The organism is Bacillus sp. cl96 (genome assembly GCF_900100505.1).
Lineage (GTDB): Bacteria > Bacillota > Bacilli > Bacillales > Bacillaceae_G > Bacillus_A > Bacillus_A cereus.
In genome coordinates, this window is the sequence record NZ_FNDM01000003.1 from 145,557 (window position 1) to 168,702 (window position 23,146).

A 23,146-nucleotide genomic window follows, 5' to 3' on the forward strand; every position below is an offset into this window, starting at 1 on the left:
CGCCATATTCAGTTGATTATGCTAGTATAAATAGGGTTGATATAGTAGTATAGAGACAGAATGAAAACTGAAAGAGGGTAAGAAGTATGTGTGGTTTTGTAGGATGTTTATGTGAAAACCCTAGAGAGTTTTCAGAAACAGAAAAACATCAATTTGAAAATATGAACACGATGATTTTCCACCGTGGTCCAGATGACGAAGGATATTTTCGTGATGAACATGTACAATTTGGCTTCCGCCGTTTAAGCATCATTGACTTAGAGGCAGGACATCAGCCGCTAACTTATGAAAATGATCGATATGTAATTATTTTTAATGGTGAAATTTACAACTATGTAGAATTACGTGAAATGTTACTTGAAAAAGGTGCAACGTTTGCAACGCAATCTGATACAGAAGTTATCATTGCATTGTATGCACATATGAAAGAAAAATGTGTAGATTACCTTCGTGGTATGTTTGCATTTATGATTTGGGATCGTGAAGAAAAGAAACTTTTCGGTGCACGTGACCACTTCGGTATTAAACCTTTATACATCGCACAACAAGGTGATACTACATTCTTCGCATCTGAGAAGAAAAGTATTATGCATGTGATGGAAGATAAAGGCGTTAATCCAACGTCACTACAACATTACTTTACGTACCAATATGGTCCAGAGCCAGAAACTTTAACAATTGATGTTAATAAAATTGAGCCTGGTCATTATTTCGTAAAAGAAATCGGTAAAGAGATGGAAATCCATCGCTACTGGAAACCTTATTTCAACGCTTCAAGTGCAACGAAAGAGGAGCATATCCAAGCAATTCGTGATGTGTTATATGATTCAGTAAAAGTGCATATGCGTAGTGATGTACCAGTAGGTTCATTCTTATCTGGTGGTATCGATTCATCTATCATCGCTTCTATCGCAAGAGAAATGAATCCAAATCTTTTAACATTCTCTGTTGGTTTTGAGCAACGTGGTTTCAGTGAAGTTGATGTTGCGAAAGAAACTGCTGAGAAATTAGGCGTTAAAAACCATAACGTATTCATTTCAGCGAAAGAATTTATGGATGAGTTCCCAAAAATCATTTGGCATATGGATGATCCTTTAGCTGATCCAGCAGCTGTACCATTGTACTTCGTTGCGAAAGAAGCACGTAAACATGTAACAGTTGTTCTTTCTGGTGAAGGCGCAGACGAGCTATTTGGTGGTTATAACATTTACCGTGAGCCAAACTCACTAAAAATGTTCTCTTACATTCCTAGCCCAGGTAAGAGCGTTCTAAAAGCATTAAGTGGTGCTCTTAAAGAAGGATTTAAAGGTAAGAGCTTCCTAGAGCGTGGATGTACACCAATTGAAGAGCGTTACTATGGAAATGCTAAAATCTTCCGTGAAGAAGAAAAAGCTGAATTAATGAAGTATTACAATGAAAGTGTTAACTATATGGATATCACGAAACCATTGTATAACGAGATTAAAGATTATGATGATGTAAGTAAAATGCAGTACATTGACATGTTCACATGGTTACGCGGTGACATTTTATTAAAAGCTGATAAAATGACAATGGCAAACTCATTAGAACTTCGTGTACCGTTCTTAGATAAAGAAGTATTCGATGTTGCATCTAAAATTCCAACTGAATTTAAGATTGCTAACGGAACTACGAAAGCTATTTTACGTGAAGCAGCACGCGGAATCGTTCCAGATCACGTATTAGATCGTAAAAAACTTGGATTCCCAGTACCAATTCGTCACTGGTTAAAAGACGAAATGCATGATTGGGCTATAAATATTATAAACGAAAGTAAGACAGAGCATTTAATCGACAAACAGTATGTATTAAACTTACTGGAAGCACATTGTGCAGATAAAGGCGATTATAGCCGTAAAATTTGGACTGTACTTGCGTTTATGGTATGGCACCAAATTTATGTTGAGCATAAATACGATACGAATAAGTTCCATGAAGAAACAAAACGTGCGTATAGCTTAGTTTAATTAGAAAAACCTTAAGATCGCATACGGTCTTAAGGTTTTTTTCATAAATAGGAAGTATTATTGATACAATAATAGTAAAAGGATGGACAACATATGATTACGTTTGAGAAAGTTACTGTAGAAAATGAAAGCGTTGTTAAAGAAATGTTTAAATCGCATAGTTTAGGTGAGAAAAAGGTACAGTACTGTGTGAAAGTTGATGATACATATATTGGTGTAATAGATTATAGTGTACAAGAGGAACGGGCTGTTTTATCACAGCTAATTATTCATTTTGATTACCAAGGTTACGGTTATGGTACAAATACGTATTTTACATTTGAAGAAATGATGAAACAAAGAAATGTGAAAGAAATAAAAGTGCTACAAGAGAAATTAACAGAAAAGGCGAAGTCTTTCATAGAGAGTTTTGGTTTTACTTCAGAAGATGAAGAGTACGTAAAGAAAATATAACGATGATTATTTATGCGATACAATAAATATAAGGCAGGTGGATGTATGACGATGACTTCTGGTCTTGTATTAATTGGAGGGTGCTTTATAGTAGCAGAATTATGTCATATAATCATTCGGAAAAGAATGATTAAGAAAAAAAAGCCGTATGAATTACAATACGTCCCTGTCTTTTTCATTATGTTTTGTATGCTTAGTACATTACAAAATCTAATAAACTTTCCACCACTTGTAAATGTTTTTTTAAAGTTCGGTTTACTTTATAGTGGTGTTGGAATAGCACTTTTATTTATTTTATTTTGCATACGTTATGTTCACTATCAATCGTATATATTTATTTTAAATTGGTTAAAGCAAGATGATAGAAACCGCCTTACATAAGGCGGTTTTTTTATTTGCAATTGTAACAGAATTTGTACATTTCACATAAAATAGGACGAGTAGAAATGCAAACATATTACAAGAAAGGGGCGGGGCAATAAAATGAAACTTGTTATAGACGCAGGGCACGGTGGATATGATTCTGGTGCTGTTGGTAATGGTTTAGTAGAAAAAAACTTAACACTTCAAATTGCTAGACGCGTTCGAGACATTTTAACGGTAAATTACCCAATTACAATTAAAATGACACGTGATAGTGATGTGTTTATTTCTTTATCTGAACGTGCTAATATTGCTAATGCTTTCAGTGCGGATTATTTTATTTCATTTCATATTAATAGCGGCGGGGGTACAGGTTTTGAAAGTTATATTTATAATGCGTTATCCAATAGCAGCACTGCATATGCAAAGCAACAAAAAATGCATACAGCTGTCAATCCTGTATTAACAAAATATGGTCTTCGTGATCGAGGAGCAAAAAAAGAAAATTATGCGGTATTAAGAGAAACCGCAATGGATGCAATTTTAACTGAGACTGCTTTTATTGATACAGCTTTTGATGCAAATTTATTAAAAAATCCACAATTTATTGAAGATCTAAGTCAAGCGTATGCAAATGGAATAGCAGCTATTTTTGGAGTAGCTCCAAATCCACAACCTCCTAACCCACAACCGGTACCTCAAACGAAGGGAATCGCTTATGTTCTTGGGAAAAATGTAAATTTAAGAAATGGTCCATCAACTTCTTCCTCAGTTATTCGTCAATTAAATTCTCCAGAATCTTACGTTGTATATCAAGAAAGTAACGGATGGCTAGATTTGGGGAATGGACAATGGGTGTATAATGATTCTTCTTACATTAATTTTGTAAAGACAAGCAATAGTGATGGAAGCCCGATTGGGGTTGCATATATACAAGGGATGAATGTAAATTTAAGAAGTGGTCCATCAACTACATCTGCAGTTATCCGCCAATTAAATTCTCCAGAATCTTATTTAGTATATATAAATGAAAATGGTTGGTTAAACCTTGGTGGAAATCAGTGGGTATATAATGACCCAGCGTATATTAAGTATACTCAATATTAGGAATTGAAATGATAGTGCAATATGGATGCGTATCCTTGTTATGTATAACAAGGATACGCATTTTAATAACAACATTTTTTTCATACTTATGCACTATGTTTTAAAAAGAAACATTAGAAAAGCGGATAGAATCTAAATAGTATATATTAAAAAAGTTTTCTGATATACATTGACAATGTATGTAATATACATTAATCTTTAAATGTTAATGATAATCGATTTCATCTAGGGAGGACATATGATACATACTAAAAAACTAATTATGTTCTGCATTATGATACTCATGGTTGTAATTGCAGGATGTAGTAAAGAAGAGAAAAAAGAAAATAATATATCAGCGAAAGCAAAAGATTCATATACGGTAAAGCATGCAATGGGTGAAACGACAGTAAATGGTACACCTAAAAAAGTTGTTGTTTTAACAAATGAAGGCGCAGAGGCTCTCCTAGCTGTGGGCGTAACGCCAGTGGGGACTACGAAACCACGTGCTGGTGATGAATGGTATCCTCATTTAGCGAAAGAGTTAAAAAACACGGAAGTTGTAGGAACTGAACGTGATATTAATTTAGAGGCTGTAATGAAGCTTAAGCCAGATTTAATTATCGGAAATAAAATGCGTCATGAAAAAATATATGATCAGCTAAAAGAAATCGCACCAACTGTTTATGCAGAAACATTACGCGGTGATTGGAAAGAAAACTTTACACTTTATACAAAAGCTGTAAATAAAGAAAAAGAAGGGCAAAAAGCTCTTGATGATTATAAAAAACGCATTGAAGGAATGAAAGAGAAGTTAGGCGATAAATTGAATTCTAAAGTTTCTATTATTCGTTTCGTGCCAGGTGATGTTCGTATTTATCAAAAAAACTCATTCTCGGGCGTTGTTTTAAATGATATTGGATTTAAACGACCACCATTACAAGATAAAGATGATTTTGCGATAAAAGGAATTACAAAAGAGCAGATTCCAAATATGGACGGAGACTACTTATTCTATTTCACGTCTGATAAAGATGCAGATAAGAATAATGAAGGAAATTCGTTAGCGAAGGAATGGACAGAAGATCCACTCTTTAAGCAACTACAGGCTTCTAAAAATAATAAAGTATTCCAAGTGGATGAGGTAATCTGGAATACAGCAGGCGGTATTAAAGCTGCGAACCTTATGTTAGATGATATTGAAAAATATTTCCTTAAATAAATGATAAAATACATCACTTTTACGAAGTGATGTATTTTTAGTTTGTGAAAATACAGAAAATTCCTTCTTTCAGGGTGTCATAAGTTGTACAATAAAATCAATCATGTGATAAAGGAGTGGGGAAGAATGAAAGCTACTCATAAAGATTGGATCTTGTTTAATGGGAGAATGATTAATACGAAAGAAGAACAGCCGATGGTAGCATTAGAAGAGAGAGGCTTCCAATTTGGTGATGGGATTTATGAAGTATTTAGACTATACGATGGCAAGCCTCATTTATTAGATTTACATTTGGAACGATTCTTTAACTCTATGGCAGAAATAAAACTAATTCCACCATTTACGAAGGAAGAATTAGTAGAAGAGTTATATCAAATGATTGAAAAAAATCAATTTCAAGAAGATGGGAATGTATATTTACAAATATCAAGAGGTGCACAACCGCGCAATCATGTATATGAATCAGATTTACAACCGACATATTTTGCAAATCTTGTTTCGTTCCCAAGACCAGTTGCTTCAATGGAGGCAGGGATTAAGGTGACAGTAGAAGAGGACATCAGGTGGAAGTTTTGCCATATAAAATCTTTAAATTTGCTTCCTAATATCATGATCAAAAACAAAATAAATGAACAAGGGTATCAAGAAGCAATATTAGTACGAGATGGTATTGTGACTGAAGGGTGTCATTCCAATTTCTTTATCGTGAAGAATAATAAGTTGATTACACATCCAGCGGATCATTTCATTTTACATGGTATTACACGTCACTATGTAATTACATTAGCGAAAGAGTTACATATCGATGTAGAGGAACGAGAGTTTTCATTACAAGAAGTATATGACGCTGAGGAGTGCTTCTTTACAGCGACGCCACTTGAAATATTCCCAGTCGTTCAAATTGGTGATGAACAGTTCGGGGCTGGTGAAAGAGGACCAATTACGAAAAAACTACAAGCTGCATACGAAGAGAGTATTCGTTTGTTTAAAGTGACAAATTAATCATGAAGAAAAAAGCTGGTATTCTTCCGGCTTTTTTTCATGATATAATTCAAGCATAGGACAAGTGTTGAAAACGCTGTAAAAAGGGGATTTAATATATGAATTATGAAGATTTTAAAGAAGTAATTCACGGAAGACGAAGTGTTAGAAAGTTTACAGATCAAGAAGTATCTACTAATGATATAAAAGAAATAATTGATTGTGCTCGTTACGCACCAAGTGATACGAATTCACAAACGTGGGAATTCTTAGTTATCATGAATCGAGAGAAGATTAAAGAAATTGAACAAATGACGTGGGATGCATTACATAAACTTGCGGCAAAAGCAGCAGAAAATGGAGAAGAGAAAGCAGGGAAATTACTTACACGTTCTTTCGGACCATATGCAACAGCTTTCTCGGAGGCACCAGTATTAATCGTATGTTTGGCAACACCATATGAATCAAAGTTCCGTGAAAAGATATTTGATCCAATTGCTTTTGTTCCAAATTCAGTTTGGGAGGAAGAAGGCATTAAGAGTAGCTGTTTAGCGGCACAAAACTTAATGTTAGCTGCACATGCAAAGGGACTTGGTACTTGTCCAATGACAGGGCCAGTATTGCTAGCTCAAGATGAACTGCGCCAATATTTACAAGTTGAGCCTGAAAAACAAATAAATATGGTTATTTCACTCGGATTTCCGAAAGATAAACCGAAGAAACTTCCAAGAAAAGAAGTAGATGAGATTACAACGTTTGTTTTTTAATTGCTGTATAGAAAAGACATTGAATTAACAATGTCTTTTTATTTTTGAGGGTATGTAATTCATATGTTGGGCTAAAATGATAGATAAGAGGAAATTACTATTTATTTCATAAAAAAAATTAATGTTCTATTAAGGAAAGTATGATACATTAATCGTGAGCAAGATTCTATTTGTTCATGAAAGTGTTGAAAGTAGTCTCAAAATTTAAAAGTTATTTTTGTATAATAAATTATAATGAAGTTACAGGGGGGATGAATTTTGAAAAAATTCATAATCACTGGATTGTCTGTATTGTTATTAGTTGGTTGCGGTGCTCCACAGGAAAAAGAGGACGCGCAATCAAAACAGGAAGAACAAGTTGTAAACGCAAGTGATGAGAATATGGTTGTATTTCCTGAAGGAGCAATGTCAATTGGAGAAGGGAAAGTAAAAGTTATTACTCCAGATGGTACTTCTGAAAACGGCAATATACCGACTGTATTCATCAAAAAGGATACATTAATTCAGCAAGTTGAATTAGAACTTTCTAATTTTCAAAGTGATAAAGAAACATTCGTATTTGTAGATCAAATGTATACAGATAAACATCAAGTAACTAGTACAACGCAGACAACAGTGCAGTTAAAAGAAAAAACGCTGGAAACAGGTAGTCATACAATTACTGCAGTTCAGTATGAAAACAATGACCCGAAAGGAAAGGTTATTAGTTTTAATCAAGCAACATTTGAGACAAAACCTGCGTCTTAATAAGAATAAAAAGTACATTACTCAAAAAGTAGTGTGCTTTTTTGTTTGGACTAAAGTGGGCAAGAGTGAATAACTTATTTCATTTTCTAATACGATTAAATAGGAAGTAATCACTTGTTACTACTATGACAGAGAAAGAGGTTGAATACGTGAATCGGTGTATTCGTATCATTTTGATTAGCCTAATGATGGCAGTAATTTGGTTTACGATACAAGAGTTTATGCAAATAACGCTCAATTATCAAATTCATGACTTGTTAATAGGAGCTATTTGTTTTACCATTGTTTATCTATTATATGATAAACTCGGACTAAGGTAAGTTTCAGAAGAAAAATGTAGGTATTTCATTTGAAATGTCGAATAGTACATACGATGTCGTAATAACAAATTTTCTATTGTTTACTGTGAAACAGAAGAAGGAGAGATAGTGGTTATGAAACGAGCTCTTATTAATATTGATTATACATATGATTTTGTAGCGGAAAAGGGTGCTTTAACTTGCGGGAAACCAGGACAGGAAATTGAGAAGGAAATTGTACATATAACGAAGCAATATATTGAAAATGGAGATTACGTTGTCTTTGCTATTGATAAACATGAAGAAAATGATGTATATCATCCAGAATCAAAGTTATTCCCACCTCATAATATAGCTGGTACAAGTGGAAGAGATTTGTTTGGTGAATTACAAGATGTGTACGAAACATATAAAAATGCAGAGAATGTATATTATATGGACAAAACGCGATACAGTGCGTTTGCTGGAACGGATTTAGAGATGAAGCTAAGAGAAAGAGGAATAGAAGAAGTTCATCTTGTAGGTGTTTGTACTGATATTTGTGTTCTTCATACAGCAGTAGATGCTTATAATAAAGGGTTTAAAATTGTTGTTTATGAAAAGGCGGTTGCATCTTTTAATGCACAAGGGCATGAATATGCACTTGGACATTTTAAGTCATGCTTACATGCAGAAGTGAAGTGAAAAAAGAGGCCTTTAAAAAAGGTCTCTTTTATTTGTCCATGTTCATTGAAAACAGCTACAGCAGAGTGGTCTTGATCCGACAACTTTTCTAAGTTCTTCAATATATCCCATTGTATGTAACCTCCGTAAGAAAAAATAAGAGCAAATAAACTATTCGTTATTATGTAAATATATTCCTCTTTATAAGGGGAGAGATGACATATAACTTATTTGTTTTATTTGGTAAAATATACATCAAAAAAGGTCAAACAAAAACTTTGACCTTTTTTGACCAAATGTTATAATAAAGGCAGAAAGAGATAATCTTTCATTCATAAATAATAAGGAGGAAAAAATATGCGTAATTTATTTCCAGAGATAACAAAACGTCAAAATGGCATTTTTGATTTTGGGCCTTCTTTATTAGAAGGGATGACAGATGCTTTCTTTAAGCCACTGAACATGGATACTTTTAAAGTAGATGTTCATGAGCAATCTGGTAAATATACTGTGAAAGCAGATTTACCAGGTTTTCAAAAAGAAAACATTCAAGTTGATTTTGAACAAGATATATTAACGATCCAAGCAACGAATCATAATGAAGTAGACGAAAAAAATGAGAATGGCACATATATTCGTAAAGAACGTTCTATAGGTTCTGTAACTCGACGCTTTAATTTTAAACAAGTTGAGGAAGAAAATGTTAAAGCAAATTATAAAGATGGCGTACTGACAATTGAATTGCCAAAATTGAAAGAAGAAAAAAGTAGTAAGACAACAATTAATATTGAATAAAAGAGCTGATAAATTCAGCTCTTTTTTTACGTAGTTAATGAATAAATGAGTTGAAATCGTAATGAGATGAATAAAGTTTTAACGTATAAAAAAATTTCACGATTCGCTCCCCCTTAGGTTATTAAAAAGGGTATATTTAAAGGGAAAGGAAAAAGAACACCTAGACATACTGTTTAAGGTGAATTAGTAATAGAGTCAAAATACATAGTAAGGATAGTGGCATTTTAGATTAGGATAATAGATTTTTCTGGAACAAACTTAGGCGATTATGAATTTTTTAATTAGTAAGGAAGTGGTTAAATGAGCTTATTAACGTATACTGAAGAATTTTTTAATTATGTAAGAGAGTTTTTACTTTTAAGATTTTTACTATTTGCTTTAGTTTTAATCATTATTTCTTTTGTAATAAACCGTATTATTGATTGGTTTTTTAGGAAATCAAGCTTTTTTGATGAAGAGGTAGAGCAGACGATTCAAAGTGTAATTCGATCTATTTTTAGATATATCATTATCATCAGTCTTATCATATATTTAATTAGCCAATTTGTAGATATAAAAAGTATTATTGCAGGTGCAGGGATAGCTGGAGTTGTCATCGGTTTTGCTGCACAACAGATGCTAAAAGATGTTATATTAGGCTTTGCAAGATTAGCGGACAAAGAGTTTCGGGTTGGTGATTTTGTAACTTTTAACGGAACAAATTCAGGAACTATTGAAGAGATTAGTATTCGTTTTATGCAAATTCGTGAATGGTCAGGAAAACTACTTACCATCCCGCACGGAGAGATTAGAACGATACAAAATTTTAATAAAGGATGGATGCGTGTAATTGAACGCATCACGGTAAGTTATCAGGAAGATCCAACAAGAGTGAAGGAATTGTTAGAAGAAGTATGTGTTATATGCAATGAAGAATTGAATCAAACTCTTTATAGAGTAGAGGATGAGGCTGTTGAACCATTTAAATACGTCGGTGTTACAGACTTAAATCCTAACTTGAAATATGTTGGCTATGAATTTTGTATTACAGGTTTAATAAAGCCAGAAGATTATTTTGAAACTTCTAGACAAGTAAGATTTGAATTAATGTCTATGTTCCATAAGAATCAAGTGCAAATGCCAGCAGCGAATATGGTTGTTACTACTGAAGGTTTACAGCATATCCATGGTGGACAATCTTTATCGGACAGCTAAAGTAGAATCGTTTGTTAACAAAAATTCTGCTTCCAACATTGGATAGAATAACAATAATAAAATGATTGATATAAAGAAAGGGCTGAAGGAATTCGGTTCTTTTTTTATTTATAGAATTTAGAAATTTCTTAATGTTATAATTGTAGTTGGTGATGAGAATGAACTTTGAAGAAAAAGAGATGCGTCGTTTAGAAGCATTAAAAGAAATTGCTGAATTATTAAATGAAGCAACAAACTTACAGGATATGTTAGAAAAAGTGTTGCATACATTGTTACAAGTAATGAATTTACAAACAGGGTGGATATTCTTTATTGATGAAAGTGGAAAGCACAGCATGCTTGTAGACGAAAATTTACCAGAGGCTCTTACGTGGCAAAAGAAGAAGCCGATGTGTGAAGGAAACTGTTGGTGTGTAGAACGTTTTGTGAATGGGAGATTGGAAAAAGCGACTAATATTATTGAATGTAAGCGAATAGAAGATGCAATTGAATGTAATTGGGGAGAGACAGAAGATGTTACACATCATGCGACAATTCCGCTTAGGTCTGGATCAGAAAAATTTGGTCTACTAAATGTGGCTGCACCTCATAAGACTCATTTTTCTGAGGAAGAGTTAGCGTTATTAGAATCAATTGCATTTCAAATTGGAACGACAATACAACGTATTCAATTAGTTGAGAAAGAACGTAAATATGTAGTGGTAGCGGAAAGAAATCGACTTGCACGTGATTTACATGATTCAGTAAAACAATTGTTATTTTCTATTATGCTAACAGCGAAAGGTACTCTGAATATGACGCAAGATAGAGAATTGCAAGAGATGTTAAGTTATATTGGGGAATTATCACAAGAAGCATTACAAGAGATGAGGCTATTAATTTGGCAATTAAGACCTGAAGGATTGGAGAAAGGATTAGCAGAAGCAATTCAAAATTACGGGAAGTTATTAGGAGTTCAAGTGGAAGTTCGAATTGATGGGATGGTTTCAATTGGGGATGAAATAGAAGAAGTTTTATGGCGTATTAGCCAAGAGGCGCTACATAATTGTAAAAAGCATGCTTCGTGTGAAAAGGTACATATTCTTTTGAAAATAGAAAATAACCAGTTACATTTTTACATAGAAGACAATGGAATAGGATTTATACAAGAACAAGTAAGGGAATCAGCACTTGGCCTGAAAAGTATGAAGGAACGTATTCAGTTAATGAAGGGGTCGTTTCAAATTATAACAGAGTTGAAAAAGGGTACAAAAATAGAAATTCAATTGCCGATTTGAAGGGGAGAATAAGGTTGAAGATTAAACTGCTACTAGTTGAGGACCATCATATCGTTCGAAGAGGACTTGTATTCTTTTTGAAAACGAGAGAAGAATTTGAAATTATTGGGGAAGCGGAAAATGGCGAAGAGGCATTACATTTCATGCAAAAAGAAAGACCAGATGTCGTACTAATGGATGTATCGATGCCGAAAATGGATGGAATTGAGGCAACAAAACGTCTAAAGCAATATGATGAGACAATAAAGGTACTTATATTAAGTAGTTTTTCAGAGCAAGATTATGTTATACCAGCACTTGAAGCTGGAGCAGATGGTTATCAATTAAAAGAAGTACAACCTGAGCAACTTGTCGCTTCTATTATTGCAGTACATCAAGGAAATGCGAATTTTCACCCGAAAGTAACACCTGCATTAATGGGGCGTTCTGCAGTAAAGAAGGAAGTAGAAAATCCTTTTTCAATGTTAACGAAAAGAGAGCAAGAGGTACTTCGCGAAATTGCGAAAGGAAGAAGCAACAAGGAGATTGCAGCAGAACTTCATATTACAGAACAAACTGTGAAAACACACGTTTCAAACGTTTTAGCTAAATTGGAAGTGGATGATCGTACGCAAGCCGCATTATACGCAGTGAAACATGGAGAGAATTATTCATAAGCATGAATAATTCTGTTATATCGTATGACAGAATACATAGGAGCAATTAAAATTTATAGTAATCCCTAATATAGGTTTTTCTTCTTTCGATAATTAGGTACAATAAAGTGAAACTCTAATCAGTGGGGGACCATCCCCACTGATGATTAGTTTAACTAATCGGTTTTTACAGGATAAAGCTACGATGGAAGGGGAGGATATGCTATGCCTGGTACAAGAAGTGGGATTGGAAAGATTCAGGCTTCGTTAAATGGTTTATCACCGAAATTGCGAAGTATTGCCGAACATATTTTGAAACATCCACAAGATGTTGTACATAAATCTATTACAGAATTAGCTGAAGTTACGAATAGTTCCGAAGCTACGATATTCCGCTTATGTAAAAACCTTGGTTTGCAAGGTTTTCAAGATTTAAAGATTACATTAGCTCGTGAAATTGTACATACACCGATGCAAAATATTCATGAAGAGGTATCAGCAGAAGATAGTATGGTAACTGTTGCTAAAAAAGTTTTTCATTCGCATATTACAGGACTGCAAGATACTTTACATTTGCTTAATGAAACGGCACTTGAGCAGGCTGTACGAGCCTTACAAGAAGCAAGTCGAATTGAGTTTTATGGAAATGGTGGCTCTGGTATTATTGCAATGGATGCGTATCATAAGTTTATGAGAACGGGTATTTCTTGTATCGCTCATACTGATTCGCATTTTCAAATTATGGGAGCAGGTTTACTCTCAGAAAATTCAGTTGTTATTGGTATTTCTCATTCTGGTAGCAATAAAGGATTACTTGAAGCGTTAGAAGTAGCGAAAGCAAGAGGAGCCAAAATTATTGCGATTACGAGCTATAAGAAATCAGCATTAAGTCAACTTGCTGATATAACGTTATATACATCAACACGTGAGACTGAATTCCGCACAGAAGCAAGTTCATCACGATTAGCACAGTTAAGCTTATTAGATACTTTGTATGTAGGGTTGTCGTTGCAGCGACAAGAGGAAACTCTAAAAAATTTACAAAGTATACGTGAAACGATTTCGATGAAGCGAATATAAAAAAAGCTCTTCAAATGAAGAGCTTTCAGACTGTAGACAAACTATTTTTGGAGAGTTCAAATGCTAAAAATAGTTTGTTTCTTATTTTAGGGATAATTTATCCAATGGAATTTATATGTAGTGCTTTCTATACTATAATTTACTATAAGTGAGGAAGATGTCTTATGAAAATATCTGTTTATGTTGCAAGTGCATTTAGCAAGGAACATAAAGGCGGAAATAAAGCAGGAGTGGTATTTATTGAGAATACAAATACATTGACCACTACTCAAAAAATCGAAATAGCCAAACAACTGGGTTATGCGGAAACCGCATTTATATCAGAATCTGAAATTGCTGATTATAAATTTGAGTATTTTACTCCAAAAGAAGAAGTTGATTTATGTGGTCATGCCACAATTGGCTCTTTCGCGATACTGATGTATTTAAATAAACTTTTCAGGAATCGCTATACGATTGAAACGAACAGCGGTGTTCTTACTATCACTATAAAAGATGACATCATATTCATGGAACAAAATAAACCGAGATTCTATGATGTTGTATCTCCAAACGAGTTCATCGACTGTTTTGATAGTAAAGATATAGACAATAAATACCCAATTCAAATTGTCTCCACTGGCTTAAAAGATATTTTAATTCCTATAAAAAGCGAAATACAATTACATGCACTGCAACCTAATTTTGAAAAAATTAAAGAAATCAGCAAGTATTATAATGTTGTCGGGATGCATTTATATACTTTTAATGACAATCGAATTATATGCAGAAATTTTGCTCCACTATACGACATTAATGAAGAAGCGGCGACTGGAACTTCAAACGGTGCATTAGCTTGCTATCTTTATGAACAGCACTATTTGCAAAAAGAAGTCTATGTATTTGAACAAGGTTATTCTTTACACTCGCCTTCCGAAATATTAGTTAAATTAGCAACCAATAGCAAGAATAAAATAGAAAAAGTTTATGTTGGTGGCAAAGGCTATTACTGTGAAACTAAGTGTTTAAATATAGAAAATATTGAGTGAAGAGCTTTTTTATCGATGAGAAGTTTGTTACTTTATTTTCTTTTAGAAATGTATGACTTACTTATAGTCAGTGATAAACTCTCATTTTTAAAAATTTAAAATAAAGACCGATTTATGTAATAATTCAAATATTGTTCATAATTTCACAAATTGTTTATGAAGTGTCATGTTATGATGAAGATGTAATGATGATTGAACACTTAAATTTGGTACAATAACTAGCCAAAGTAGTGAAGAAAGTAGTTGTGAGATAAACTCATTAAAATGCTAAAACACTAAAGGGGAGATCACATATGAAAGCAGTAGTGGTTAATAAAAACAGCAAAGCAAACATCGAAGTGATTGAAAAAGAATTACGTCCGTTAAACTCAGGTGAAGCGTTAGTAGATGTAGAGTATTGTGGAGTTTGCCACACTGATTTACACGTTGCGAATCATGATTTTGGTAACACTGATGGCCGTATTCTTGGTCATGAGGGTGTAGGTATTGTTACGAAAATAGCTGATGATGTTACTTCACTAAAGATAGGTGACCGTGTAAGTATTGCATGGATGTTCCAATCTTGTGGACGTTGTGAATATTGCGTAACTGGTAGAGAAACATTTTGCCGTGAAGTTAAAAACGCTGGTTATTCAGTGGATGGTGGTATGGCTGAACAATGTATCGTTACAGCTGATTATGCGGTAAAAGTACCAGAAGGATTAGATCCTGCTCAAGCATCATCAATTACTTGTGCTGGTGTAACTACATATAAAGCTATTAAAGTATCAGATATTAAACCTAGTCAACCTATTGTAATCTATGGCTGCGGTGGATTAGGTAACTTAGCTATCCAATATGCTAAAAATGTATTTGGTGCAAAGGTAATCGCAGTAGACATTAATGACGATAAATTAGCCTTAGCGAAAGAAGTTGGTGCTGATATGACTATCAATCCAATTTCTCAAGGTCCTGCTGATAAAATTGTGCAAGAGAAGTTTGGTGGCGCTTATGCTGCGGTAGTAACAGCAGTCTCTAAAGTAGCCTTTAACTCAGCAGTTGATGCAGTACGTGCTTGCGGTAAAGTAGTTGCAGTAGGGCTACCAGTAGAAACAATGGACTTAAACATCCCACGACTTGTACTGGATGGAATTGAAGTAGTTGGTTCTCTAGTTGGTACTCGTAAAGATTTGGAAGAGGCGTTTATGTTTGGGGCAGAAGGAAAAGTAGTGCCGGTTGTTCAAACTTGTTCGCTAGATAAAGTACAAAATGTATTCGAAGAAATGGAACAAGGTAGAATTCAAGGGCGTATGGTAATTGATTTTAAAAAACATAATTGTGATTGCAAATAATTCACTTTAAATATAAAAAACATGAGTCTAGCAAAGGACATGTAAAAAAGTTAGACAGCATAAGAAGATGATCCCTGTATTTAATAGGGATCATCTTCTTTATTTTCTACTAATATCGATGCCAATTAATACTTCATTAATGAGAAATGATTAAAGGTTTACTTTATTTGCAAACGAAAAGGAATCTTTATGTTTAACAAATTTTTTATGATCTGGAACGTTTTGAATTGCTACAATTTGCGAATCTCTTGCTTTCAGTGCATCTTGAATCCCGATGGTCATAAGCTTAATAAATAGAATCGTAATAAAGAATGAAGCGAGAGTATAAAAAATAATCCACCATGAAAGATTCATTTCATTACGATTTAATCCAATAAGACCTGCCCAATCATTAGATAGAGAAACAGGTTTGAGCACTCCGTCATAGAGTTCACGCATTTGTATGCCGCCAATTACAATGTTAAGCAACGCTAAATGGATAACGAGTATGAGTGTTTGGACGATATGTTCCATAAATAATACAAATAAGCGGTCAAGTAATAAGACTCGTAAGTGTTTTTTTATAATATGAAAACGACTAGCCCCCAGTAATTGTGAACTTAAGATGTAATCTTGTTTCATAAATTCATCAACCTCTGAGGATATGTATAAAGAAAGTGTAGGCAGAGCGACGAAAATAAGTACGAGTACTTGATAAAACGTAAATGAAATATTTGGATCTACCCCATCAGCATTTGATGTGATTATAATATTAACGGGCGTGATGAGTATGAATGCGATAAATAGAGTTGGAATGTAATAAAAAACTTCTGAGCATGACTGGAAAAATCTCTTGAGTTTTGGAGCAAATAAACTTAAGAGGATTCCTATACATGTTCCGCATAAAATTCGAAAGAAGCTAATTGCCATGGCTAATAAAATAGTGAATTTTGCTCCTTCTACAATTTGTAAGAAAACAGACTCTCCAAAACGATCAGATCCAAAAGGTGGAATTAACGATGGCGGAAAGGGGGCCTTTCCAAGTAATTCGTTATTGTCATTGTAAAGTAACTGAGGAGGTTTTGGGATGTTATCTTTAAAGAACCAACTATAAATAAAACTAGCTGAAATAAGTATGAATAGATAAGTAAAGCCGATTAAAAAGCGTTTTGATTTCCAAATAGATTTCATAATGATACTCCTTTCAATTGCTTTTTCCATCTATTCATCATGAATGAGACTATTTGGAAAATAGCATAAAATGGTAAAATAATCATAACAAGTATGATAAATGCAGCTGGAGGTGAAACAAACGCCTTATTAAATAAAAATTGAATAATGCCTTCCATATTAAAAACAAATTCTAAAATGAATAAATTAGAAAGTAAGAAAACAAAAATCGTTTTTAAATGGTGGAAGAAGTGGATAGATATATTTTTGAATAAATGAATGCATAGTATATAACTTGATGAAAGGCCTTTTCCATATGCAACCTCTACGTAATGTTTTCCTTGCTCTTCTTTTATGTATAACACCATCATCCGAAACATTTGTAATGTAGGTAAGACAGCTAATGATAAAATAGGGAGTAAATAAGCTCGATTTTCATTAAAGGAAATAATAGTGACAGGAGATTCCCCAAATTTCTGAAGTACCCATATGAAAAATATTTGCAAACAGATCATCATCATCATATCAGGGACAGCTTCTAATATGAACACAATTCGGTTTATCCATTTTTTTATATAATCTTTTGCTAAAAAATAAAAAAATGCCATGCTAGATGATAAAAAGAGAGCAAGAAAAAAGGCTAAAAATAATATAGTAAATGAATATAGGTAAGGTTCTAAAACAGTTGGAAATAATGGTGTTTTTTTGAAATGGCCAAACTTCGGGTCTGATCCTATAATCACTAATGATTCAGGGGAAAAAACTTGTTTTAACATAGTAACGGTCTGATTAAAAAAATAAATTGGTTGAAAGGTAAATCCTTGTTGAGTGATAAATAAATAAGGTAAATTTAATAATAGTAAGAGTGATAAAAGAATTGATGAAAGCTTAATTGTGAATTGAGATATTTTATTTAACATTAAATCCCTCCGACATCTTTTTACAACATTATACAATAAATTTCGTGTTATTGTTTTTATTTTTCTGAAAAATAAAAATACTTTTCGGTTTTATAGTATGCAAGATATATTTACAAGATAAAAAAGTGATAGTAGGGGGCCACGCTCTATGTTTATCAAGATAAAAGACTAGTGAACCTAAAACAATAAATATGAGTAAAATGCACAGAATTCTCATTCTGCGGTTAGTTACTTTTCTTGGCTTGATGGTGATGTTACGTGACCGCTAAAAATGAATATTGCTTTTCAACTTTTTCTTCAAGCAAATAAGTAGAACGTATGGAGGATTATGTATGTGTTGTTAATGAGAGGAAAGAGTGTATTGCGTAACGAATATAACGTAATTTTACCGCATGGAAAAGCTAAATTTAGTATATAAGTGAAATGGAATGAGGGGATTTATTTTTGGTATGAAAAAAATTTTCTTTTTATAACTTGATAAATGAAAAAATATTTTATATACTAATTCATGTAAACGGTTTACTAAATCGTATTTTGCTAGTAATGAAGGGAAGATTCGCATGGAAACAAGGGGGAGAGTAATCGGGATTGATATCGGTACCACAAGTACAAAAACGGTTGTGTTCACAGAAAAAGGAAAAGTCATTGCATCACATGCAATCGATTACCCAATTATTCAACCGAATGTAGGATGGGCTGAGCAAGATCCTGATGTAATATGTGCCGCTGTATACAAAAGTGTAAGCGTTGCCATTGAAAAAGGTAATGTATTACCAGAAGATATTTCTTCAATCGGTATTAGTACAGCTATGCACGCATTAATTGCAGTAGATGAAAATGGTGCGCCATTAACGCGTTCTATCATTTGGGCAGATAATCGAAGTACGAAGCAATCAGAAAAATTATTACAACAAATGAATGGGCATGAAATTTATAGACGTACAGGTACACCGATTCATCCGATGTCACCACTTTCTAAATTGTTATGGATGAAAGAAGAGGAACCAGAGTTATATACAAGTGCCTATAAATTCATTTCCATTAAAGAGTATGTGATTTACCAATTATTTTCACGCTACGTAGTTGATTATTCGATTGCTTCTGCTACAGGGTTATTTAATTTAGAAACATTAAACTGGGATGAAGATGTTTTAACTATGTTACATATGTCATCAGAAAAATTATCAACCCCTGTACCAACTACATATATTTTATCAGGTATGAAGCCAGAGTTAGCACAGAAAATGGGGATAAGTGCAGAAACACCAATTGTCATCGGAGCAAGTGATGGGGTTCTTGCAAATGTAGGAGTTGGTGCGATATCACCGGGTGCGGCTGCAATTACGATTGGAACGAGTGGTGCGGTTCGAACAATCTCATCAAATATAAATACAGATGAGAAAGGGAGAACGTTTTGTTACGCATTAACAGATGAGCACTGGGTAATCGGTGGTCCAACGAATAACGGCGGAATATTACTGAGATGGTTACGTGATGAATTTGGTAGTCCAGAGCAAGAAGTAGCAAGAAAGCTCGGCATTGATCCTTATGATTTATTAATTAAATATGCAGAAAGCGTACCAGCTGGAGCGGATGGGCTATTGTTCTTACCTTTCTTATCTGGAGAACGCGCACCTTACTGGAATGCAAATGCTCGTGGTACATTCTTTGGAATCAATCTTCAACATAAGCGAGAACATTTTATACGTGCAGTGATGGAAGGTGTTTGTATGAGTGTATATTCAGTAGCACTCGCAATCAGGGATTGTACAGGGCCACTTACTGAAATACGAGTTTCAGGAGGGTTTGCAAAATCTGCATTTTGGAGACAAATGTTGTCCGATATGATGGGAAAAGAATTGCTTGTACCTGAAAGTCATGAAGCATCTGCGCTTGGGGCAGCGGCAGTTGCTTTATATGCTGTAGGAAAAATTGATTCTCTTGAAGAGGTAAAGGATTGGATTGATATTGTCCATCACCATGTACCGAATAAAGAAAATACGGCTATATATTTAGAAATGTTTTATATGTATGAACGACTTTACAATCGCTTGAAAGAAGAATTTGATTGTATAGCTGCTTTCCAACGTAAACAATAGGGGGATTGGGAGAAATGGTAGTTGGGATCGTACTAGCGGCAGTTGTCATACTACTTTTACTTATTACGGTAGTAAAATGGCATCCATTTGTCGCATTAATTTTAACAGCAATTGGTGTAGGATTAGCAATGGGAATGCCTTTAATTGGAACTTCACCAAAAGATCCAGGGATTATTGATTCTATTAAACTAGGGCTTGGTAATACATTAGGGTTTTTAGCAATAGTTTTAGCACTAGGAACGATGCTTGGAAAAATGATGGCCGAATCTGGTGGTGCTGAACGTATCGCTAACACATTAATTAATCGTTTTGGGAAGAAACGAGTTCACTGGGCGATGATGTTCGTTGCATTTTTAGTAGGGATTCCGGTATTTTTCCAAGTTGGATTTGTACTATTAATTCCGTTAGTATTTACAATTGCGTTAGAAACTGGGGTATCACTTATTACAATTGGTATTCCGCTAGTAGCAGGACTGTCAGTCGTACACGGACTTGTTCCACCGCATCCAGCGGCAATGGCGGCAGTTGGTATTTTTAAAGCAGATGTGGGGAAGACAATTTTATATGCGTTAATTGTCGGACTTCCAACTGCAATTATTTCAGGTCCACTTTACGGGAAATGGATTGGTGCTCGTATACATAAGGAAGTACCATTAGATATAGCGGAGCAATTTGTTGAAAAAGATAATAAAAAAGAGCTTCCTAGCTTTTGGAATACATTGTTTACAATTTTACTTCCAGTATTTCTTATGCTTGGTGCATCAATAGCAGAAGTTGCATTAAATAAAACGAGTCAACTAGCACAAGTATTACACTTTATTGGAGATCCGATTGTGGCTTTATTAATTGCAACCATTTACTCTTTCTTTAGTCTTGGATATGCAAAAGGTTTCTCAAAAGATAAAGTGTTACAATTTACAAATGATTGCCTTGGACCTATTGCAAACATATTGTTAGTGATTGGTGCAGGCGGCGCATTTAATAAAGTATTATTAGATTCTGGAATTGGAACGACAATTGCAGATATGGCGAAAGAATCACATATTTCACCGATATTATTAGGGTGGGGAATTGCGGCACTAATCCGAATTGCAACTGGATCGGCAACTGTTTCTATGATGACAGCAGCTGGTATTGTTGCGCCGATTGCAGCAAGCACACCAGGTGTAAATGTTGAATTATTAGCACTTGCAACTGGTGCAGGGTCATTAATTTTATCACACGTGAATGATTCAGGATTTTGGATGATTAAAGAGTATTTCGGAATGACTGTGAAAGAAACATTATTAACATGGACTGCAATGGAGACTATATTATCTGTAGTAGCACTTGGGCTAATTTCGATATTAAATATATTTGTATAGAATAGGAGATTGATTAATATGAAACTAGGTTTAATTGGATTAGGAAAAATGGGATTTCCATTAGCTGAACACTTATATGAAGACAAGCATGAAGTAGTTGTATACGATGTAAATAAAGAGCTTGTTGAAAAGGCAGGAAAACTAGGAATTACTGCACGTCATACATTAAAAGAAATGATTGCTGAACTAGAAGCTCCTCGTACAATTTGGGTAATGGTGCCTGCAGGAGAAGTTGTAGAGTCAGTACTAAAAGATGTATATCCATTATTAGATGAAGGTGATATCGTTATTGAAGGCGGAAATTCATTCTATAAAGATACGTTACGCCGTGCTGAAGAAGCAAAAAGCTTCGGATTACATTATGTAGATATCGGTACATCAGGCGGTGTAGAAGGAGCTAGATACGGTGCTTGCTTAATGGTTGGTGGAGAAAAAGAAATTTACGACCAATTAGAACCTTTATTTAAAGATTTAGCAGTAGAAAATGGCTATTCTTATGCTGGCCGTGTTGGTAGTGGTCATTTCTTGAAAATGGTTCATAACGGTATTGAGTACGGCATGATGCAAGCAATCGCTGAAGGATTTGAAGTACTAGATAAGAGTGACTTTGATTTCAATTATGAAGATGTTGCAAAAGTATGGGCTAACGGATCAGTTATCCGTGGTTGGTTAATGGACTTAACTGAAAAAGCATTTGCAGAAGATCCGAAACTAGATGGCATTAAAGGTGTAATGAACTCTTCAGGAGAAGGAAAATGGACTGTTGAAACTGCACTTGAACTTCAAGCTGCAGCACCAGTTATCGCTATGTCATTATTTATGCGCTATCGTTCTCAGGAAGATGATACATTCCATGGAAAAGTAGTTTCAGCATTACGTAATCAGTTCGGTGGACATGAAGTTGTGAAAAAATAAGGATGTTTTTAAAAAGAAACTTGTGTATAAGCGCAAGTTTCTTTTTTATAGTTTAAGAAATTACTAATTTAAAAATACCAATCAATCATCGTTTTTTTGTCACAAATGATAGCTTCGACGTTCATTGAATGAACAATATATTCTATATTTTCTTCTTTAGCTAATAATAAGGTTGTAAAGGAATCGTATATACTCATAAACGCATACTCATTATCTTCGCCAGTAATAATTAACTCATTATTGCTAATGTCCCAAATATCTAATGGAGTAGTATTATTTACCCGTAATAATCCGTTTGTATCAAGAATTGGTTCAGAGAAATATAGATTTTTTGCACCTTTAGAACCGAGGAGTTTAAGTAATTTGTGTAATAAAAATATAGACGTATAATCTTCTGTTGGATAATAAAGATCTTTTTTTAAGTTTGAATGTAGCTTTTCAGCTAAATCCTCTCTTTTATATTCTTCTGAAAGGGCACTAATGGAAGTCAACATGGCCATTGCTAGGTCTGCGTATGAATGTAATCCACTACAAGACATCATTTCCTTCCAAGAAACGGATTTCCCATTATAAATGATTTCTTCAGCGCTAGGATAGATGTGCTCATATGGTCTTTTTCTCACAGACTTTTCCCATTCTAAAGGCATTTGGATAAAAGGATGTAGCAATATAGCTGCAGATTTAAAGTTTCTTGGTAGTTGTTCTAAAATTGGTGATTTGTCATCTAGCCAAATGTAATCCAACAAAATATAACCTCCTCTTAGACTTTGAAATGTACGGATTCCCGTAT

General features: G+C 34.1%; 23 protein-coding genes. 20 read left to right on the forward strand and 3 right to left on the reverse strand.

Annotated features, from left to right (window positions below; genetic code table 11):
* The first annotated feature begins 86 nt into the window (after window positions 1-86).
* The 17 genes from asnB to adhP all read left to right on the forward strand — a co-directional run bounded on the left by asnB (window position 87) and on the right by adhP (window position 15,909).
* The gene (gene asnB / locus BLT20_RS08370) at window positions 87-1,988 is read left to right on the forward strand and encodes an asparagine synthase (glutamine-hydrolyzing) (RefSeq protein WP_000333816.1); all 1,902 of its coding nucleotides are present in this window, start codon (window positions 87-89) and stop codon (window positions 1,986-1,988) included.
* A gap of 93 nt (window positions 1,989-2,081) precedes the next feature.
* Window positions 2,082-2,441 carry a GNAT family N-acetyltransferase gene (locus tag BLT20_RS08375; RefSeq protein WP_000627523.1) on the forward strand — a complete coding sequence of 120 codons (360 nt, stop codon included), beginning with the start codon at window positions 2,082-2,084 and terminating at the stop codon, window positions 2,439-2,441.
* Window positions 2,442-2,492: 51 nt separating this feature from the next.
* On the forward strand, window positions 2,493-2,822 hold the full coding sequence (locus tag BLT20_RS08380) for a hypothetical protein (RefSeq protein ID WP_000200455.1): 330 nt from the start codon (window positions 2,493-2,495) through the stop codon (window positions 2,820-2,822).
* Between the two features lie 102 nt (window positions 2,823-2,924).
* Window positions 2,925-3,911, forward strand: coding sequence for an N-acetylmuramoyl-L-alanine amidase (locus BLT20_RS08385; protein WP_000779891.1), 987 nt, complete (start codon window positions 2,925-2,927; stop codon window positions 3,909-3,911).
* Between the two features lie 238 nt (window positions 3,912-4,149).
* Entirely contained in the window at window positions 4,150-5,112 is a 963-nt protein-coding gene (locus BLT20_RS08390; RefSeq protein ID WP_000581989.1) for an ABC transporter substrate-binding protein, read from the forward strand.
* 126 nt (window positions 5,113-5,238) lie between these two features.
* Entirely contained in the window at window positions 5,239-6,114 is an 876-nt protein-coding gene (dat, locus tag BLT20_RS08395; RefSeq protein WP_000648383.1) for a D-amino-acid transaminase, read from the forward strand.
* A 98-nt stretch (window positions 6,115-6,212) separates the two neighbouring features.
* A complete protein-coding gene (locus BLT20_RS08400; RefSeq protein WP_001105288.1) occupies window positions 6,213-6,860 on the forward strand; it encodes a nitroreductase family protein in 648 nt (215 codons plus the stop codon).
* Window positions 6,861-7,118: 258 nt separating this feature from the next.
* Window positions 7,119-7,607, forward strand: a complete 489-nt coding sequence (locus tag BLT20_RS08405; protein WP_000713496.1) for a putative periplasmic lipoprotein — start codon at window positions 7,119-7,121, stop codon at window positions 7,605-7,607.
* A gap of 125 nt (window positions 7,608-7,732) precedes the next feature.
* Entirely contained in the window at window positions 7,733-7,927 is a 195-nt protein-coding gene (locus BLT20_RS31315) for a hypothetical protein (RefSeq protein WP_017674122.1), read from the forward strand.
* A 114-nt stretch (window positions 7,928-8,041) separates the two neighbouring features.
* The gene (locus BLT20_RS08415) at window positions 8,042-8,590 is read left to right on the forward strand and encodes a cysteine hydrolase family protein (RefSeq protein ID WP_000816763.1); all 549 of its coding nucleotides are present in this window, start codon (window positions 8,042-8,044) and stop codon (window positions 8,588-8,590) included.
* 336 nt (window positions 8,591-8,926) lie between these two features.
* Entirely contained in the window at window positions 8,927-9,364 is a 438-nt protein-coding gene (locus BLT20_RS08425; RefSeq protein ID WP_001245055.1) for an Hsp20/alpha crystallin family protein, read from the forward strand.
* 300 nt (window positions 9,365-9,664) lie between these two features.
* On the forward strand, window positions 9,665-10,558 hold the full coding sequence (locus BLT20_RS08430; protein ID WP_000055427.1) for a mechanosensitive ion channel family protein: 894 nt from the start codon (window positions 9,665-9,667) through the stop codon (window positions 10,556-10,558).
* A 179-nt stretch (window positions 10,559-10,737) separates the two neighbouring features.
* Window positions 10,738-11,835, forward strand: a complete 1,098-nt coding sequence (casK, locus tag BLT20_RS08435; protein ID WP_171287445.1) for a two-component system sensor histidine kinase CasK — start codon at window positions 10,738-10,740, stop codon at window positions 11,833-11,835.
* 14 nt (window positions 11,836-11,849) lie between these two features.
* Window positions 11,850-12,491, forward strand: a complete 642-nt coding sequence (casR, locus tag BLT20_RS08440) for a two-component system response regulator CasR (RefSeq protein ID WP_000694623.1) — start codon at window positions 11,850-11,852, stop codon at window positions 12,489-12,491.
* A 204-nt stretch (window positions 12,492-12,695) separates the two neighbouring features.
* A complete protein-coding gene (locus BLT20_RS08445) occupies window positions 12,696-13,550 on the forward strand; it encodes a MurR/RpiR family transcriptional regulator (protein WP_001119646.1) in 855 nt (284 codons plus the stop codon).
* 164 nt (window positions 13,551-13,714) lie between these two features.
* Window positions 13,715-14,578, forward strand: coding sequence for a PhzF family phenazine biosynthesis protein (locus tag BLT20_RS08450; RefSeq protein ID WP_000704350.1), 864 nt, complete (start codon window positions 13,715-13,717; stop codon window positions 14,576-14,578).
* A 293-nt stretch (window positions 14,579-14,871) separates the two neighbouring features.
* Window positions 14,872-15,909, forward strand: coding sequence for an alcohol dehydrogenase AdhP (gene adhP, locus BLT20_RS08455; protein ID WP_000649127.1), 1,038 nt, complete (start codon window positions 14,872-14,874; stop codon window positions 15,907-15,909).
* A gap of 150 nt (window positions 15,910-16,059) precedes the next feature.
* Here adhP and BLT20_RS08460 read toward each other — a convergent pair whose 3' ends face one another.
* Both BLT20_RS08460 and BLT20_RS08465 read right to left on the reverse strand, forming a co-directional pair.
* Window positions 16,060-17,079 (reverse strand): ABC transporter permease, encoded by a 1,020-nt coding sequence (locus BLT20_RS08460; RefSeq protein ID WP_000836565.1) that lies wholly within the window; start codon window positions 17,077-17,079, stop codon window positions 16,060-16,062.
* The gene (locus BLT20_RS08465) at window positions 17,076-17,978 is read right to left on the reverse strand and encodes an ABC transporter permease subunit (RefSeq protein WP_000932683.1); all 903 of its coding nucleotides are present in this window, start codon (window positions 17,976-17,978) and stop codon (window positions 17,076-17,078) included. The genes BLT20_RS08460 and BLT20_RS08465 overlap by 4 nt, the downstream gene beginning before the upstream one ends.
* Before the next feature lie 560 nt (window positions 17,979-18,538).
* Between BLT20_RS08465 and gntK the strand changes: the two genes are divergently transcribed.
* From gntK to gnd, 3 genes are read left to right on the forward strand one after another with little or no spacing between them, the layout of a single operon-like run.
* Window positions 18,539-20,077: a gluconokinase gene (gntK, locus tag BLT20_RS08470; RefSeq protein ID WP_000450003.1), complete on the forward strand. Its 1,539-nt coding sequence runs from the start codon at window positions 18,539-18,541 to the stop codon at window positions 20,075-20,077.
* Window positions 20,078-20,091: 14 nt separating this feature from the next.
* Window positions 20,092-21,441 (forward strand): GntP family permease, encoded by a 1,350-nt coding sequence (locus BLT20_RS08475; protein WP_000260208.1) that lies wholly within the window; start codon window positions 20,092-20,094, stop codon window positions 21,439-21,441.
* 18 nt (window positions 21,442-21,459) lie between these two features.
* A complete protein-coding gene (gene gnd, locus BLT20_RS08480) occupies window positions 21,460-22,356 on the forward strand; it encodes a phosphogluconate dehydrogenase (NAD(+)-dependent, decarboxylating) (RefSeq protein WP_000765995.1) in 897 nt (298 codons plus the stop codon).
* Between the two features lie 68 nt (window positions 22,357-22,424).
* Here gnd and BLT20_RS08485 read toward each other — a convergent pair whose 3' ends face one another.
* Window positions 22,425-23,102 (reverse strand): DUF2711 domain-containing protein, encoded by a 678-nt coding sequence (locus BLT20_RS08485; RefSeq protein ID WP_000888152.1) that lies wholly within the window; start codon window positions 23,100-23,102, stop codon window positions 22,425-22,427.
* Window positions 23,103-23,146 lie beyond the last annotated feature (44 nt).